Here is a 17,928-nt window from a genome sequence, read left to right on the forward strand (position 1 = left end):
TTTATTCTAATGATTACTATGTCAAAATATATAAGAAAGGATGTATTATATGTACTATATATCCATGATAATCACAATTTTAGCAACTGCAGTATATAATATCAGCCAAAAATCTATTAATCAATCAATAAATCCGTTTATATCCATGATAATCACATATATTACCGCAATAATATTCTCTGTATTGGCATTAATTTCATTTCCAACAAATTTAGGCATTTCAAATTCTTTAAAACATCTAAATTGGGCAAGTTATGTATTAGGGTTATCTGCATTTGGATTAGAAATAGGATATTTATATGTCTATAGAAGTGGATGGAATATAGCCATTGCTCCTATTTATGTTAGCATAATTTCGACAATCTTGTTAATTGTATTTGGCATTTTTGTTTATAATACTAAAATAACTTTTACAAATGGCCTAGGAATTTGCGTAAGTATTATAGGTTTAATCTTAATGAATAAGAAATAATTAGCTTATGGGAGTTTGTTCAATATCAGCATTAATTATTTTTTTATTATATTCACTTGCATTATTATTGAAAGATATAACAGGGACTTACTTTAGTTACGGTAAGTCCTATTTTTTAATCTTTACTATGGCAATTGGTTTATATTTCTTCCCTAAGTTTTGTATTTTACAATACATGTGGTAAAGAGTCTACATCCTTTATAGTTCGGTTCACCGCAGTTAATTCTACATAAAGTATTACATAACAAAAAGACTGATAGCCATGCTACCAGCCTCTATATTTTGGGGGAATCAAAATATACTCACATATTAGATTATAGCCACATTAAACTAATTTAAACACTTTATATGAAAATAATTCAGTTAAACTATTCTTTATCTTTAAACTTTTGTATAGAATTTAATCCTTGATAAATTTCTTCTCTTGGAAAATTGCTTTTATTTAGCTCTTCATCACTCTTATCAAGTAATGAATTATAAAATTCAAGTGCAACCTCATATATTTCAGGTGAATAATTCTCTTTTAATTCATCAAAAATTAAATTTTCTGCTTCATTGTACTTTTTTTCATTAAATAATCTATTGAAAACTACTTTGAATATATCTGTAGGACTCATTTGTTCAATACTAATCTTCTTGCTACACCCATCTTTTTTATGAAAAACAAGTTTTCCAACTCCTTCTCCCATTGCTTCGATAAGTTTTTCGATATTCATAAGCCCTCCTTTTACTTGATAATATTTATTATTTATACATCATTATTACATGCATTTACAATAAAATAAATATTCTTTGTCTGTAATATACAAGTTTTATGTTCAAATGTCATTAACTCATACTGCAGCTTCATAATGAGTTCTTAATAAAAAATATATTTACGTTAGATTAATTTTTTCATTTAATATTAAAACCTTTTGCTATATTCCTTCTATATTTTTTAGTGTAGCTAATATTAAATATTTTTTTAAATAAACCTACCTTTTCCATTATAGAAATTAAGATATTTGCTATAATAGTATTTGCCACAAACATTATACAATATAGAATCATATTTACTATTATTGGTAAGTGATATATATAATTATTTATATCCATTATTATTAAAATTGGTACTAATTCTAAAGTTACAAAAATAGCCAACTTTATTATTGACAATTGAATCGATGCTTTTGGACATATATTAATACATCTTTGACAGCTTTCACAGTTACTCTTCCACCTTGGTTTTCCGTTATACATATATATTACTTTTGCAGGACAGATATCTTTGCACTTGTCACAGCTAATGCAAGTATCATCTGTTATAAATGTTTTACCTAAAATTCTTCGTGCTAAATTATGAAATATAATAAAAATAGGCCATGACAATATTAGAATTATAATATTTGTTTTCTTAATGTAAGTTTCATTATTAATTATTTTTTTTGTTATCTCTATTACATTAGCCTCTGCATCTTTAAATACCCGTTCCTCTATTTCCTTACTTTGCGGATTTAAGATTTGAGTCCAATTGTAAGTATAAACCACCATATCTGTAAGAAACACCTTAAACCCCTTCTTATTCAACAAGTACTTGCAATGATTTAAGGATTGTCCTTCGGCTCCTGCAGAAGTGCACACAATAGCTGCATTACATCCCACTTCAGCTTTAAGACTTGAAATATATCTTAGCATAATTGAAGGAGTCCCAAAGCCATAAACCGGGAAGCAGAATATGTGCAAGTTATAGTTAACTAATTTTATATCTTTGTATTTCTCAATATTTAATAAATCCACTTCATTTCCTCTATTACTTAATTCCCTTTCTATTGTTTTAACCATATGATAGGTATTTCCCGTACCTGAAAAATAATGAATGAGATATTTACACATCATTAATCCCCCTTGCATTATTTAACAAACATACTATTCATTACATTCCAAAACACATCGATATCATCATTAATCTGCTCCGGTTTAAAACCAACTACCCTCAACATGCTTATACCTATATACAATGCCATTATTGCATAAGCAGATTTATTTATATCTGTTTCTTTAAAAATTTCAGCCTTAGTTCCATGGGAAATAATTGATGAAATGCCACTGTAATCTTCCTTATACACTTCCTGTAAAGCCTCTTGCAAATTTGTATCTATCATTGCTCTTGAAAAGAAATTTACAAACAACTTAGCCTTCTTTGCCGGTGGGATATTCATTAATTTCACTCCATCAAGTTCTGAAACATTTAATTTGGGCTCAGGTTCATTATTCATATTATAATATTTCGGAAGCGCATTTTCTTGTACTACCCTCAGCATTTCATAAGGTGTCATATTCTTCCTTATTTCACTGTCAATCTTTATCTTATAGTAGTTTAAAAATGCCCTAAAGGATTCTAGAATTAGATTATCCTTACTTTTATAATAATAGCTTATAACTCCTTTAGAACATTTAGCCTCCTTTGCCACCATATCTAATGACATTTTTTCAATACCCTCAATACAGATACACTCTAATGTTGAGTTAATAATTTGACTTCTTCTTATTGGTTCCATTCCTACTTTAGGCATGCGTTCTCTCCTAATTTACCTTAGTAATTATTTTATTTTGACCAGTCATATTAAAATAATTATACAATATTTGTAATAAAAAAACAATGTGGAAATACTTAAAACTCTGCCACATTCTTTTTTATCTATGCTTAAAACTATTAATATCTTATAAGTCTATGTTATTTGTGATAAGGTTCACTGTAACGAGTATACCGTAGACTTTTTTATATCTTATTACAAATATAAATTTTATTTAATTAACATCACTCTTCTATAATTTCCAAAGTTAAAGATTCTATTTGAATAGCCGAAATTTATTATATAGCCTTTATCGACAAATTAGCTTCTTAAACTACACATAAGTATAATATATGCGCATAATTAAAGGAGGTCCAACTTAAGTGAAAATTACTTTTAAAACAGTCTTCTCACATATTACTTATATTTTTATTCTTTTGGGGTGTTATTTTTTGATCAAAAAAATCCCTTCATTCACACCTCCTGCTGTACTTGTTATTAAGTATTCTTCATATGTTATATTTGGGTTAGGCATCACCTTAAGCATTCGATTTAATCGAGGGAGGGTTTTCCTGATAATTCTACTGCTTATCCTATTTCAATTGTTTTTAAACTATTATTCAAAATTGTCAATAAACATCATAACTTATTCTCAGGTCCTTTATCCAGTGATGTGCTTGCTTATACCTCTTAATATCGTTACTTTCTCGCACTTAAAGGAAAGAGGCATATTCTCTTTATGGGGAAAAATACGTATTTCCCTCATACTAATCGAGCTGTTTGTTATATATAAAATTGCTATATCCAATAATTCGTCAATACAAAAGGTATTGAATTATAAATTCATAAACCTCCCTTTAGAGAAAACTATTATGAATCAAACAGCTTTGCTAATATTCTTTTTAACGCTGATATTTTTTATGATAAAAGCCTATGTGAAGAATAGTGTCTTTGAAGTACGATTAGTTGGTGTTATTATTTCTGTTTTCACAGCACTCTTTTTCATTAATGATAAAATATCTTTTTCTATATTTCTAAGTGCCTCCGGTTTAATGTTAATTATCATCATCATTGAGGACTCCTACTCCATGGCATATCTTGATGAACTTACGGGAATCCCCTCCCGCCGCGCCCTTAGGGAGGACTTGATGAAACTAGGAAATAAATATGTTATTGCGATGGTAGATATTGATTTTTTCAAAAAATTCAATGATAAGTACGGACATGATATTGGAGATGATGTTTTAAAATTGGTAGCTTCTAATTTAGTGCAGGTCACAGGTGGTGGGAAAGCCTTTCGTTATGGTGGGGAAGAATTTACAATTCTGTTTCCAGGTAAATCTATAAATGACGTAATACCACATTTGGAAAACTTACGTGACCAAGTATCAAAATCAGGATACACCAGAAAATCATCAAAAGCTCAAAGATCAAAATCAAAAGGTGGAAATTCAAGCCAATTATTTGTTACTATAAGCATGGGAGTATGTGAGAAAAACAGTAAATATAAGTATCATAACGATGTAATGAAAGGAGCTGACAAAGCCCTGTATAGAGCTAAGAAAAAAGGTCGAAACTGTGTAAGTAAATAAAAGTTGGTTTTAGTTCATTTTTTCTCATAAAAAAGGTTTCAGCAAAAGCACTGATACCTTTTTTATTGGTGGTGACAGAGAGATTGGATCTCTTGGAAGGTCATAATCCATTCGCTTGTTTTCTAAACATAAGCAAGTATTCTAAATTGAATATCTAAGTTAATACTTGTAACTTTGGTTCTGTATGTCAAATCCTTCATAGTTTTTAATTCACGACTTACTATTTTCAGAATAAAATTTTAGGGCTTCTCCGATAAATTTAGATGCACCATTTCCATATTGCTTATTCATTACTTTTATATACGCAGAGTTTGATAAATAAGAATTAGCCATATATCCCCAACAGTTATCTCCCACATCCACTTTTAAAGATTCATGACTCTTTTTAGTTATATCTGCAATTTCCTCAACAATTTGTTGAATCTCTTTTGAAGAAGGATCCTTACTTAAGTCAGATGTAAGCTTTTCATATAATGTATTTATTTTAGGCTGCTTATCTCTCAAATAATTTTTTAAAGCTTTTCCGATAAATTTAGACGCACCATTTCCATATTTATTATCAACTGCTTTTATCCATTCAGGCCAAAGTAAATAAATTTGTACCATAGAGTACCAATAATCATCTCCATTATCAATTTTAAAAATTTCATAATCTTTTTTAGCTGTATTTGTTATTTCTTCAGCAATTTGTTGAATCTCCTCTGAAGAAGGATCTTTACTTAAGTCAGATACAAGCTTTTCATATAGTTCTTTTAATTTAGGATGCTTATCTTCCAAGCAATCTTTTTTAAACTCATCAAATTTTTCTTCTCTAGTAAATATATCACTATTAAAATTTTTCTTTATAGCTTTAGCATATTTCTCAATACTTCCATACTGCTTTATAGCGCTTTTAGCAATTTCATCTTTCTTAGATTTACATTTTTCAATAAATTCATTATATTTATCTATACTACCCCAACTTTTAATTATAAGATCCTCATGCTCTTTTTTAACCTCTTCCAATACATTATAATATTCACTCATATCAAATTCTTTAAAATTCATGGTGCTTTCTCCTTTTAATGTTTTATTTATAAGCTCTATTAAACCATTCAATCTTTTTCTTTTTAAAATAAGCAGCTTTTTCTGATTTTTTAGTGCTTGCATTTTATCAAAATATGGACTAAGCATTATCTCTTTAACATCTTTTAAAGGTATATCAAGCTCTTTGAAAAATAAAATTTGCTGCAGAGTTTTAAGGGCTTCATCATCATAAAGTCTATATCCTGCCTCTGTAATTTCACTTGGTTTTAATAATCCTATTTCATCATAGTAATGTAGTGCGCGCACACTTATTCCTGTCAAATCGGAAACTTGTTTTACTGTTCTCATTGCTACACCTCAAAGTTTGATTTTACAGCTATCAATATTATATAATACTCAGCCGGCTATGAGTTTTTTTAATATATTCAAGCTATATTTTTATATTACACTATGACGTGGTGTTAGGGTCAACACTTTACATAAAAAAGAGAACCTCCTCCCTCCGGATTTAGTTCTCCTTTCATAATCCTAAGCATAATGAAATTAAAATCTGAAACTTCTCCTTGTCGGAGAAGTATAGTCCCCTTACTATAAGTCTCAACAACCATATCCTTCATAATTTCCAAAACTTTATCTCTACTGAGAGAAGTCTTTTTTTCCATAAATCGCAGCAAATGATGATTCATCTTTATCCCATCCTTTTTATTATTCCATTGTAAAAAACTTGTTTCATAAATTTAAAAATTGCTTCATAACATCTTTTGCTTTCTTTATAATATCCACGATTTTACCTGGTATACTTTGATTTTAGATTTCTCCATTAATTTTTCTTCCATTATATCATAATCATTGATATTAAGAGATTTCTTTTATATTCTTCATTAAGTGTAGATAGCAATTTTAAAATATAATTTTCGGCATCTATACTGCCACTAAAAAATTGAATACTTATTCAGAAAGAAGATGTTATAACTTCAACATTCTGGTCAATTGATAAAAAAGATGTTGTAGGAGTGGTGAGAATTATTGGTTTAAAAGTTGTTTATACTATAACCGTAAAATAATTTTTGGAGGTTTCATCTATGTACTATTCAAACGGTAACTATGAAGCATTTGCTCGTCCAGAAAAGCCAAAGGATGTTGATAAGAAATCGGCTTATCTTGTCGGAAGCGGACTTGCTTCGTTGGCAGCAGCTTGTTTTCTCATCAGGGACGGACAGATGAAGGGGGATCATATTCACATCCTTGAGGAAACGGGTATTTCTGGTGGAGCCTGTGATGGTATCAAAGATACACAAAAAGGGTTTATTATCCGCGGCGGACGAGAGATGGAGAATCACTTTGAATGCTTATGGGATTTATTCCGTTCAATTCCTTCTATTGAAACTGAGGGTGTATCGGTGCTTGATGAATTCTATTGGCTTAATAAGCATGATCCTAACTACTCACTTATGCGTGCTTCAGTGAACCGGGGAGAGGATGCGCATACCGACAAAAAATTCACACTTTCGGAAAAAGCTTCGCTAGAAATCATAAAACTGTTTATGACAAAGGATGAAGATTTATACGACAAGACAATTGATGATGTTTTTGATAATGAATTCTATTCTTCGAATTTTTGGCTTTACTGGCAGACGATGTTCGCCTTTGAAAAATGGCACAGTGCCCTTGAGATGAAGCTGTATATTCAGCGATTTATTCATCACATCGGTGGATTACCTGATTTCTCGGCACTTAAATTCACCAAATATAATCAATATGAATCGCTGATCCTGCCGATGATGAAATATCTAGAAGCACACAATGTAAACTTCCAGTATAACACACAGGTCACCAACGTTATCTTTGACATTAAGGGTAGCAAAAAAGTGGCAGAAGAGATTATCTGCACACATGACGGCAAGGAAAAAGCTATTGATTTGACTGAAGATGATCTGGTATTTGTCACAAATGGAAGTTGTACGGAAAATTCCACGTTCGGCGACGATGATCACGCGCCAGTGATAGATACTAACCCAGGCGAGGGCGGCTGCTGGCATCTTTGGAAAAACATCGCAAAACAGGACTCAGCGTTTGGGCATCCAGAAAAATTTTGTACCAATATAAAGGCAACCAATTGGGAATCCGCTACCGTCACCACATTAGACAGCAGAATTCCGAAATATATTGAGAAAATGTGTAAGCGTGACCCATTTTCTAGCAAGGTTGTCACGGGTGGGATCATTACCGTGAAGGATTCCAGTTGGCTCATGAGTTATACATTTAACCGTCAGCCTCACTTTAAAGAGCAGCCCAAGAATCAGCTTGTAGGTTGGATTTACGGGCTTTATACAGATGTCCCTGGAGATTTTATCAAGAAACCGATGAAGGAATGCACTGGGACGGAAATCGTAGAGGAATGGCTCTACCATATGGGTGTACCCGAAGCCGAAATTCCTGAGATGGCGAAAACCGGTGCTCACTGTATTCCGTGCATGATGCCCTACATCACCGCCTTTTTTATGCCTAGAAGCAAAGGAGACCGCCCGAAGGTTATTCCAGATGGCTGCGTTAACTTTGCATTTATCGGACAGTTTGCTGATACTGTTCGTGATACAGTATTTACAACTGAATATTCGGTTAGGACAGCAATGGAAGCAGTTTACACACTACTTGATGTTGACCGTGGGGTTCCAGAAGTATTCGCCTCCTGTTATGATGTAAGAGCATTGTTTGACGCTACCTCAAAGATGCTGGATGGTAAAAAGCTGACAGATATCAAACTTCCTTTTATTGCGAATTTGGTGGAAAAGAGAGCACTTAAAAAGATTTCCGGAACTATTATTGAAGAACTTTTGGAAAGATATAAGCTCATTTAAGATGAAAAGGAGAACAACGGAAGCATCTCGTTGGTTCTTTTTTTTATTGACTTGTAAATAAATATTTATATTTTTTCAACAACACTGACTTTTACCGGAATTCTTAAAGTTACAGTTACTCCCTTAGTCTTAGAGAATTTTCAATAGCATTATTACGAAGCTTAATTTTATTATTTTTATCTATAATGAGCTCAGATGTTTCATTTATACTTTTAGCTAAACCTTTGTATATACCCTTTTCCTTTAAACCTGTTTTCTTTGCTTTCCCATAGAAAAACAGGATAATCCTTCAAATAGCTTTTAGATAATATTGCAATATCTTTAATGCTATAATAGTTATGTTAATTACTTAATTTTCCATTTACAAAATATATGTAATGTATTTTCATGAAGCTTGGCATAAATTACTGCATTCATCTTTTCCATAAGACTTTTAGCAATAGATAACCCCAATCCCGTATTATTGCTATTAGTTCTAGAGTTATCCACTTTGTGAAATCTATTAAATATTAAATCCACATCATTACTTGTAAGATTTTCAACTGTGTTTTTAGTAATTATAACTGCTTCACTTTTCTCTTCTTTTAGAGTAATTGAAACTTCCCCTTCAGTATGTTTTATTATATTTATAATTAAATTTTCTATTACACGTTTTACAGCTGATTCATTTCCTATCGCGATTAAACTTTTCTCAGGCAAATTTATTTCTGGTGTTATATTTCTATGCACAAAATCCTCATAAAAAGAAGTGATAACTTCACATAATATGTTATTTAAATTTACAGGTTCAATTTTAAGTTCATACTCTGGAGATTCTATAACAGACAATTGAAAAAAATCACTTATCAAAGTTTTCAGTGATTTAGCTCTGTTAAGTGCTATATCTATGTATTCACTTTCCTTTTCTTCTGATAATTTTTTTGATTTTATCATTTGTATATATCCCACCACTGAAGTTAGTGGCGTACGTAAATCATGGGATATATTTGCTATGGATCTTTTAATTTCGTCTTCTGCCTGCTTTTGCTTTGCCACATTTTCAATATTTATATCAATATGTTTATTTATGCTGCTAGCTAGTTTTTCAATATCCTTATCAAAGAGTTTAACATCCAATTTCTTACCCGACTTTAAACTATTATAATTATTTAATTGATTTGTAATATTTTTGATTTCCTTCTTAACAAAAATTAAATAGGTGAGCAAAAGGATAGAAGAAGCTGCTAAACTTATTATAATCCAATTCATTTTACTCACCCTTTCCACTTTAAAATTTTATTTATTGAGTATGAAATTTAGAACAGGATCTTTCTTTGACTCATAATCATCTATTGATGATTCTATTACTTTATCAGGAATAAAAGATGGTGTATCTACCTTGGATTCTTTAAATTCCTTAGTAGAATAATAAACTTCTATTTTAGAATTTGGCAGCTTAAAACTTCTTACTTCTCCCAAAGAATTAGGCTTTCCTCCAGTTTCTTCACCAACAAAAGTTGCATTTGTTTCATTCCTTAAATATATTGAATTTAGAACTGCTGAAGAAAAAGTTTCCCTTCCAACTATTACAAAAAGCTTATCTTTACTGTTTATACTCTTTTTCTTTATTTTATTAACAAAAGGCTCCAATATAGAAGAATTTCCCCCTCCATTATTCCTTAAATCAATAACTAATTTATTTACAGTATGTGTATCCATAATATTTAACATTTCTTGACTAAAAGCATTGAAAGGCTTTTTCGTATCTTCCTTACAGCTATTATACTTAAAATACAAAACTTTTTCATCCTCTAAATATTTATACCAATAATCTATATTTGAATTTCTTCTATACAAGGGTCTAGTATTATCATCCAGCTTATCTACAAGTGACTTTTTAAATAAATCTTTAGAATTTTCATCTAAAGTAATAGCCTCTATTTCAACATCATATAAATGTTTTTCTTTATCTTCAAAAGTGAAATTAGCCTTGTCTCCATTAGAAACTATTTTTAACCCATGAAGTATTTCTGGAAGAGCTAAATATTGTGGAAGCATATTTTTTACCTGACTGTCATTTTCATGGGATATTATTTTTGCAATAGAAGCTTCCACTTCTTTTATATCTTTACCATTTACTTTTACTAATTTACAATACTGTATATTTTTATATTTATCTATAGTATTGCAAACATAAATACCATCCTTAAACCAATATAGGCTTATTGGATATATTTTTTTTGTTGAATCAAAGGTACACTGTGTATGAGCATCACCTACAGATGCCACTATCTTCTGTATACCAATTTTAACTTCATCATCATTCATGTTTGGTAGTTCTTTTTTTAAATTATTGATCTCACTATCAAATTCATCTTTTGTTATTTTAGAAAATAGGTTTTTATGCTTTTCAGGAAGAACTTTAGCTAAATATTCTATATCCTTTGTCCATTTAGAATTTCTATCCTTACCTATATACTTGGAAGCACAACCACTGAAAACACACGTGATAACTATCAAAACAATGGAAATATAAAATTTTATGCTGTTTTTTATAAATTTCATTTCAATTCCTCTTTCCAAAAACTATTTTCCATATACCTCATATTTTCTAGAATTGAATATTAAAGATACAATTCCCCAGCCTAATAAAGTCACTAAAATATTAAAAACAACGTTATTCCAATATATAGTTTTAGCAATATCCGTTATACCTTTATCTGATGATACTAATATAGAAACCATTCCTGCATATTGTTTAAACCTTTCCTGTGATGTGGTTCCTATTGCCCAGCCTATATGTTCCTGACCAGACAAATTTGATTTCATTATTAAATATAACCCTATAGTAGTAACGGTAATAGTACTAATAATTATAGCTGCACTTAGAATTTTATTTTTTACAAGCTTACTTAAAGCTAAAGCCATTCCTATTATAATTGGACCAGCAATAAAGCCAATAAGTCTTGCTAATATAAAATAAACAACACCTGCCTTTGGATTACTTGAGTCCATTATTTTTAAATAGTAAATTCCATTTAAACTAAATAGTTCATATATCAAACAAGTTGACCATATAATCATTAATCCTAAAGAAAAGGTTAATGATTTTACTAAAAATTTAGTGGAAGTTTTTATTGGTATCATATGTGTTATAACTTCTTTCCCCTTATAAAATTCATTATATAAATCAATAAAAACATATACTGGAATTATAATCCATGTAATACTACTTACTGCAAAAGTTGTACCCCTATAGTCATAATTTATTAATACAGCTGTACTCAAAATCAATTCTATTAATGTAAAAATACCAAATATGAGAAAGTGCTTTTTCATTTCAAGTTTAAACAAGTTTAAAATCATTTAAATCATCTCCTTAAACAAATCTTCAATAGATTTTTTATGCTTTTGCTTAATAGCTTCCACATTATCATGAAGTAAAACTTTACCTTCATTTATAAATACGACTTCATCAAAGAGTCCTTCCACATCATTTATAAGATGAGTACTTATGAGAATGGAACTATCCTTGTCAAAATTGTTAAGTATAATTTTAATTATCTTCTCTCTCATAGATGGATCAACTGCTGCAAGAGGTTCATCAAATAGAAAAAGTTTTGCTTTTCTTGAAAAGATTAAAGATATATTTAATTTTTCTTGCATTCCTTTTGATAGTGAATTTATCTTTGAATTTAAATCAAGTTCTAACTCCTCCACCATCTTAAGAGATTTTTCATAATCAAAATCCTCAAAGAAGTTTTTAAAAAATTTTAAAGCTTCTTTTATAGTCATCCACTCATATAAAAAATCTTTATCTGGCAAATATGCAACTATTTTTTTCGTTTTTTCACTAGGTGACCTACCATCAATTAGTATGTTGCCCCTATCATAGCTTAAGAGTGAAGCAGCTGTTTTTATGAGCGTAGTCTTACCAGCTCCATTTGGCCCTAATAGCCCAACTATCTTTCCTTTTTTTATTTCTAAATTTAAATTGTTTAAAGCTCTTTTTCTTCCATATTTTTTAACTAAATTTTCACATTGCAATAAATATTCCATGTTTATCCTCTCCTATTACTTTAGATTTCAATTTGATTTTAATAGTTAACTTCTAAGTAGTTATAAAGAAAATATTAAGAAAGTCTTAAGTTCAAATTCTTAAGATTTATCCTCCAGCCAACGACTAAAAATTCAAAATATTTTCCAACCATCCATGTATTGCATGGTAGTCTGTACTACTATATACATAGCTTGAAATCCATGCTAGTGAAAATAAATTAATAAAATCAGAAAAAAACAATCTCCCTTTGGACCAGATAGAAAGTATTACAGCTTAACTGATACGAGACAAAAAGAAATAGAGGAGTTTTTTGAAACATCCTCTTTATTTTAGTTCTAAGTTTTTAAATTTTAATAAACCTATTAATGTTGAAATCATGATTAGAATACTGCAATTTGATATAATATTATACAAATTTACTTGTGACATACTTATTTCTATAAGCATAAATGTAGGCATATGCCTTAAAAAGTCAGCAAAATAGTACAAATTACTACCTATTAAAAAGATAGCTATTATACATAATGCTACGAATATGGATTTATTTCTTATGAGTATAGCTAAACACATGTAAGTACTTATTAAACTAGAATATATTAATGCTGCTAAAATTATAAATTTAATCATTTGTGTAAAAACTTGAAAACTAAAAGCTCCATTCCATCCACTTATTGCCCCCCCTGCAATTGCTGCACCAAATAATAAAAAAGTTAATAAGATAAATATACTTAAGCATATTACTATTAATTTTGATATATATATTTTTACTCTTTTGTGGCCATATGCAGCTATGTTTTTAATTGTACCTTCAGTATATTCATCAATAACGATACTTCCTACTAAAAACATAGCTATTATTGATATGACAGGACAAAATCCAAAGGCTGAATAAAAATATTCTATAAACTTAGGGTGAATTCTGTCCTCAAAATTGTTCATTAAAATTCCAAATTCTCTTCCTTGAAAAGAGTCACTTAATATCCTAACTGTGTTCTTATCATGAAAAGATAAGTAAACGCACAAAATAATTAAAAATACTGTAATTACAGCTGACCTTCTGAAGGTTTTGTTGTATTTTAGTTTAAAGATTTCAAATTTTAATAAGTTATACATTATTATACGTACCTCCTATTAAACTTTTGAAATAATCTTCCAAATTTTCTTCACTTGGCATTATCTGCTCAATTACAATGTCTTCCTTAAAAATTGCAGTTGAAATTATTCCAGGATTATCAACATATTGATAAACTCTTATAGTTCCATCTGGCAAAACCTTAAAATTATTTATATTTAATTTTCTTTCTAAAACAAGCAAAGCTTTGTTTAAATTGTCAACTTTTATACTTAAGCTTCTTCTGCATTTTTCATTTAATTGTTTTGATGTAAGTTCTTCTAAAATCTTTCCCTTGTGAAGTATTCCATAAGAAGTTGCAATCTCATATAATTCCCTCAAAATGTGACTTGAAATAAGAATTGTTGTATTTCTTTCTTTATTTAATTTTTTCAGGGCTTCCCTTACTTCCATAATTCCTATTGGATCTAGACCATTTATAGGTTCATCTAATATTAAAAATTCTGGATCACCTAAGAGAGCTAAGGCAATTCCTAACTTTTGTTTCATTCCAAGTGAAAAATCCTTTACTTTTTTATCTTTTATATCATAAATTTTTAAAAGTTCTAAAACTTTTTCTACACTTTCTCTTCCTGGAATTCCCTTTTGCAATCTACAAGCTTCTAAATTTTCATAAGCTGTCATGCCTATATATAAAGCAGGTCTTTCTACTAAAGCCCCTATTCTTTTTCTAAGTATTGCCATTTTCTTTTCCCTATGTTCACCAAATAATTCAATTGAACCATCTGTAGGTGATGCAAGTCCTGTTATCATACGAAAGATTGTAGTTTTCCCAGCTCCGTTTTCTCCAATAAAGCCATAGATTTCTCCCTGCTTTATGTTAATATTCACACCATCAACAACTAAATTATTTCTATATTTTTTGATCAAATTTATAGTTCTTAAAACATACTCCACATTAATTCTCCCCTATTTATAATCAATAAACTTTAACAATTATATAGTTTAATTAATAAGCAAATATAAAATAAATATTAAGAAAGTCTTAATTTTAACTATCTAACTTGTACCCTATACCCCAAACAGTTTGTATATAATCCCCAGAACCTGCTTTTGATAACTTATTTCTTAAGTTGCTTATATGAACAGTAATTGTATTATCATCGCATATATACTCGTTTCCCCATACACTTTCAAATACATTGGACTTTGAGAAAACCTTTTTAGGGTAACTCATTAAGAGCTGTAAAATATCAAATTCCCTGGTAGTTAAAATAACATTAGTATTATTTACAAATACTTCTCTAGTATCTTTATTAAGAGAAATTTCCCCGAAGCTTAATATATTTTCATGTATATCCTCTGAAAACTCTTTATATCTTCTTAAATGTGAGTCTATTCTAGCTGATACCTCTTCTATATCAAAAGGTTTAGTAATAAAATCATCTGCTCCTATTCTCAAGGTTTTCACTTTAGTATTTGTTTCTTCCTTAGCTGAAATTATTACTACAGGCATATGACTAAGCTCTCTTATTTTAACTAGAAGCTCTTCCCCATCCATACCTGGTAACATTAAATCTAGTAAAACCATATCCCAATTTTCCTGTTCTAAATATATTAATGCTTCCGTTCCAGAATAAGCGGACTTAGTAATATACTCACTCATATTAAGCATATCACTCAACAACTTATTTATATCATTATCATCTTCTACTACTAATATTTTTATATTTCTTTTCATATATTTCACTCCTTCCTATTATTAAAAAATATATATGAATTATTCTTTTACTAATTCTCTAAAGCTAGATTAACCTTGATTAATAAGGATATCTAACCATTATTATACAACAAAATTCGTATACTTTCTTATATACACTTTAATCAATCTCTGATAGAAAATTGAAGCATCGCTATATTTATGATATAATCGTGTTGGTTTTTTATTAAATATAGCGTGAGAAAACCTATCGGTGTTTTCTCTTGAAAGGTAGTTGGCGCTACCTTTTTTTATTTTCCTAAAACATTTATGCTTGACTATGACGTAAGGTTATAGTGTATTATGCAAATATAATACAAAATGAACCAAAGGGATTTGATGTTATTATGTTAAAAGATATTATTCTCGAAGAAGTAAAGGATTTTTGAAATGAAGACACAATTTTTTACAGTCAAAGATATCGTACGAATAACAGGTGTTACTGCTAGAACATTACACTACTACGATAAAATAAATTTATTAAAACCAACTCGTTTATCGGATAATGATTATCGAGCTTATAGCAGAGAAGATTTAGAAAAGCTTCAAACTACTCTATTTTTTAAGGAAATGGATTTATCTTTAAAAGAAATATCAGATATTATGCAACTATCAAAACAAGAACAACTACAAATGTTAGAAATGCATTATCAAACTTTACTATCAAAACAACGACGATTAGCTACAATTATTAATGCGCTAGAGGATTATGTATCAGGAAAAGATATATTTAATTTGAATATCTTTAATAACTCACCTTCTTCTGACGATGTTCAGAAACTAATTGTAGAATGGAAAAGTTACCTAGAACAATATATGACTTGTGATACAGAAATTCTGAAATGTATTGCTAACACCTATAATTCTGATAGTAGATTTAAAAATTACATCAACCAATTCAGTGATGAAGATTTGAGTGACTTCCTTTATCAAGCAATTATGTGCTATTGTCAAAAATAGATGTACTGTTTGTAGATAGTAATTTTGCAAAGCATTTAGTTCAAAGTGGTAATTTAATGTGACATATGAATTATTTATAAACTAACGAATAAATCGAACTTTTACGAAAGGAAATAACATATATGAACAATACACTGATAGTTTATTATTCGCTTTTCAAAAACACAAAGAATTTAGCATTAGAAATAGCAAAACAGACTGGTGGTACTATAAGAGAATTAATTCCTGATAAGAATTATTCCTTTGATTATAATACGGCCGCTAAAGAAGTAAGGAATGAAATTTCTCGAGGATTTTGCCCTAAGCTAATATCTGGAAATGAATCAATAGATGAGTATCAAACAATATTTATAGGTACACCTAACTGGTTTAAAACATTAGCCCCGCCAGTTATGAGCTTTCTTAAACAACACAATTTTACAGACAAAACAGTAATTCCCTTTTGCACTCATGGAGGCGGTGGATTTTGCCAAATTGAAAATGATATAGCAAAAGAGTGCCCAAAATCCATAATTCTGCCTGGTATTGCTGTAAACGGTACTGTTGCATCGGAAGAGGTCACAAATTGGCTTAAGACAATTGGATACGAATTATAATAAATCCCAAAATTTACAAATATATTGGATGAATTAAACTGTAGCAAACTACTTTTTAAAGTAGTTTGCTACACCCCCATTAATCTATTTTTTATCTCTTATATGCTATTTCACCATTAATTAAAACCAACTGAGATTTAGCTTGAATATCAAATGAATGCTTATCAAAACCTAATCCTATGCACTTCCCCTAGTGCTGGATAGCAAGAATAATCTAATAACTTTTCTTGATATAGTTTAGCTTTAGTAAATGTTTTGAGAATAGTATTTCAGATGTTATAAATGAAGTTACTGGAATTATTAATATTATTCCTATTCCACCGCATAGGGATTGGAAAACCTCTGAACAAAATACCTTTGCATTTACTATGTTTAAAATAGAATAATGTAGTTCGTTAAAATAAATTATTAATGTCATAAATCCACCTATATATGCGAATAGTAAAGTGTTTGTCATAGTTCCCAAGATATCTTTTCCTATATTCATACCATAGTGGAATAAGTTTTGTTTTGTTATAGCAGGATCACTTTTATGTATTTCATACAGGGAAGAGGATATAGATATAGAAACATCAATTATAGCTCCTAATAGTCCAATTAAAACTTCGCACAATAATACTTTAGTAAAATTAAGCTGCACATAAACTGAAACAAATGCAATGGTCTCCGCTTGTTCCTTACCAAATCCCTGAATTTTTGCATTAGTTCCTATTTTATAGGTCATAAGTAAAGTTAATAATATTACTATAGTTACGGATAATAACGATGAAACAGTTTTTGCATTTACCCCATTTACATAAAATAAAGTAATTATAGTAATTAATACAGAAAAAATTATAGTAACTTTTATTGGTTCAAAGCCTGAACTTATTACGATTAGCATTATAAATAAAATTAAAAAGTTAAAAACTAATGTAAAAAAGGACTTTACTCCTCGTCTGCCACCGATAACCATCATTAAAACAAAGAGAATAATTAGCAAAATTAAAGATGTATTCATTT

The 17,928-nt window shown here is 29.5% G+C and carries 19 protein-coding genes; 5 read left to right on the plus strand and 14 right to left on the minus strand.

Annotation, left to right across the window (positions count from 1 at the left end; translation table 11 throughout):
• Nucleotides 1-49 precede the first annotated feature (49 nt).
• Nucleotides 50-472 carry a hypothetical protein gene (locus tag I6U51_RS23505; RefSeq protein WP_211144986.1) on the plus strand — a complete coding sequence of 141 codons (423 nt, stop codon included), beginning with the start codon at nt 50-52 and terminating at the stop codon, nt 470-472.
• A 368-nt stretch (nt 473-840) separates the two neighbouring features.
• Here I6U51_RS23505 and I6U51_RS23510 read toward each other — a convergent pair whose 3' ends face one another.
• The 4 genes from I6U51_RS23510 to I6U51_RS24930 all read right to left on the minus strand — a co-directional run bounded on the left by I6U51_RS23510 (nt 841) and on the right by I6U51_RS24930 (nt 4,096).
• Nucleotides 841-1,188, minus strand: coding sequence for a DUF6483 family protein (locus tag I6U51_RS23510; RefSeq protein ID WP_211144987.1), 348 nt, complete (start codon nt 1,186-1,188; stop codon nt 841-843).
• A gap of 178 nt (nt 1,189-1,366) precedes the next feature.
• Nucleotides 1,367-2,347 (minus strand): EFR1 family ferrodoxin, encoded by a 981-nt coding sequence (locus tag I6U51_RS23515; RefSeq protein WP_211144988.1) that lies wholly within the window; start codon nt 2,345-2,347, stop codon nt 1,367-1,369.
• Nucleotides 2,348-2,361: 14 nt separating this feature from the next.
• Complete coding sequence (locus I6U51_RS23520) at nt 2,362-3,024, minus strand: TetR/AcrR family transcriptional regulator (RefSeq protein WP_211144989.1); 663 nt, start codon at nt 3,022-3,024, stop codon at nt 2,362-2,364.
• Between the two features lie 931 nt (nt 3,025-3,955).
• Nucleotides 3,956-4,096, minus strand: a complete 141-nt coding sequence (locus I6U51_RS24930; RefSeq protein WP_246517653.1) for a hypothetical protein — start codon at nt 4,094-4,096, stop codon at nt 3,956-3,958.
• A gap of 16 nt (nt 4,097-4,112) precedes the next feature.
• Here I6U51_RS24930 and I6U51_RS24935 point away from each other — a divergent pair, with 16 nt between their 5' ends.
• Complete coding sequence (locus tag I6U51_RS24935; protein WP_281396556.1) at nt 4,113-4,616, plus strand: GGDEF domain-containing protein; 504 nt, start codon at nt 4,113-4,115, stop codon at nt 4,614-4,616.
• Between the two features lie 210 nt (nt 4,617-4,826).
• Here the strand turns inward: I6U51_RS24935 and I6U51_RS23530 are convergent, their stop codons facing one another.
• Together I6U51_RS23530 and I6U51_RS23535 are read right to left on the minus strand one after the other, a co-directional pair.
• Nucleotides 4,827-5,990, minus strand: coding sequence for a MerR family transcriptional regulator (locus I6U51_RS23530; RefSeq protein WP_211144991.1), 1,164 nt, complete (start codon nt 5,988-5,990; stop codon nt 4,827-4,829).
• Between the two features lie 119 nt (nt 5,991-6,109).
• Nucleotides 6,110-6,304 carry a cyclic nucleotide-binding domain-containing protein gene (locus I6U51_RS23535; RefSeq protein ID WP_211144992.1) on the minus strand — a complete coding sequence of 65 codons (195 nt, stop codon included), beginning with the start codon at nt 6,302-6,304 and terminating at the stop codon, nt 6,110-6,112.
• A 420-nt stretch (nt 6,305-6,724) separates the two neighbouring features.
• On the opposite strand from I6U51_RS23535, the gene I6U51_RS23540 reads away from it, so the two are divergent.
• Nucleotides 6,725-8,500, plus strand: coding sequence for an oleate hydratase (locus I6U51_RS23540; RefSeq protein WP_211144993.1), 1,776 nt, complete (start codon nt 6,725-6,727; stop codon nt 8,498-8,500).
• A 345-nt stretch (nt 8,501-8,845) separates the two neighbouring features.
• On the opposite strand, the gene I6U51_RS23545 is transcribed toward I6U51_RS23540, so the two are convergent.
• The 7 genes from I6U51_RS23545 to I6U51_RS23575 all read right to left on the minus strand — a co-directional run bounded on the left by I6U51_RS23545 (nt 8,846) and on the right by I6U51_RS23575 (nt 15,352).
• On the minus strand, nt 8,846-9,748 hold the full coding sequence (locus I6U51_RS23545; protein WP_211144994.1) for a sensor histidine kinase: 903 nt from the start codon (nt 9,746-9,748) through the stop codon (nt 8,846-8,848).
• Between the two features lie 27 nt (nt 9,749-9,775).
• A complete protein-coding gene (locus I6U51_RS23550) occupies nt 9,776-11,044 on the minus strand; it encodes a S41 family peptidase (protein ID WP_211144995.1) in 1,269 nt (422 codons plus the stop codon).
• A 21-nt stretch (nt 11,045-11,065) separates the two neighbouring features.
• On the minus strand, nt 11,066-11,845 hold the full coding sequence (locus I6U51_RS23555) for a hypothetical protein (protein WP_211144996.1): 780 nt from the start codon (nt 11,843-11,845) through the stop codon (nt 11,066-11,068).
• A complete protein-coding gene (locus I6U51_RS23560) occupies nt 11,846-12,538 on the minus strand; it encodes an ABC transporter ATP-binding protein (RefSeq protein WP_211144997.1) in 693 nt (230 codons plus the stop codon).
• Nucleotides 12,539-12,863: 325 nt separating this feature from the next.
• A complete protein-coding gene (locus I6U51_RS23565) occupies nt 12,864-13,652 on the minus strand; it encodes an ABC transporter permease (RefSeq protein WP_211144998.1) in 789 nt (262 codons plus the stop codon).
• Nucleotides 13,645-14,568, minus strand: a complete 924-nt coding sequence (locus I6U51_RS23570) for an ATP-binding cassette domain-containing protein (RefSeq protein WP_211144999.1) — start codon at nt 14,566-14,568, stop codon at nt 13,645-13,647. Before I6U51_RS23570 ends, I6U51_RS23565 begins: the two co-directional genes overlap by 8 nt.
• A gap of 94 nt (nt 14,569-14,662) precedes the next feature.
• Nucleotides 14,663-15,352, minus strand: coding sequence for a response regulator transcription factor (locus I6U51_RS23575; protein WP_211145000.1), 690 nt, complete (start codon nt 15,350-15,352; stop codon nt 14,663-14,665).
• Nucleotides 15,353-15,760: 408 nt separating this feature from the next.
• On the opposite strand from I6U51_RS23575, the gene I6U51_RS23580 reads away from it, so the two are divergent.
• Complete coding sequence (locus I6U51_RS23580; protein ID WP_211145001.1) at nt 15,761-16,330, plus strand: MerR family transcriptional regulator; 570 nt, start codon at nt 15,761-15,763, stop codon at nt 16,328-16,330.
• Nucleotides 16,331-16,452: 122 nt separating this feature from the next.
• A complete protein-coding gene (locus I6U51_RS23585; protein ID WP_211145002.1) occupies nt 16,453-16,926 on the plus strand; it encodes a flavodoxin in 474 nt (157 codons plus the stop codon).
• Nucleotides 16,927-17,140: 214 nt separating this feature from the next.
• On the opposite strand, the gene I6U51_RS23590 is transcribed toward I6U51_RS23585, so the two are convergent.
• Nucleotides 17,141-17,926 carry a YibE/F family protein gene (locus tag I6U51_RS23590; protein WP_211145003.1) on the minus strand — a complete coding sequence of 262 codons (786 nt, stop codon included), beginning with the start codon at nt 17,924-17,926 and terminating at the stop codon, nt 17,141-17,143.
• Between the last annotated feature and the right edge of the window lie 2 nt (nt 17,927-17,928).

The sequence above is a fragment of the Clostridium aciditolerans genome, from assembly GCF_016316925.1.
GTDB classification, from domain to species: Bacteria; Bacillota; Clostridia; order Clostridiales; family Clostridiaceae; genus Clostridium_AM; species Clostridium_AM aciditolerans.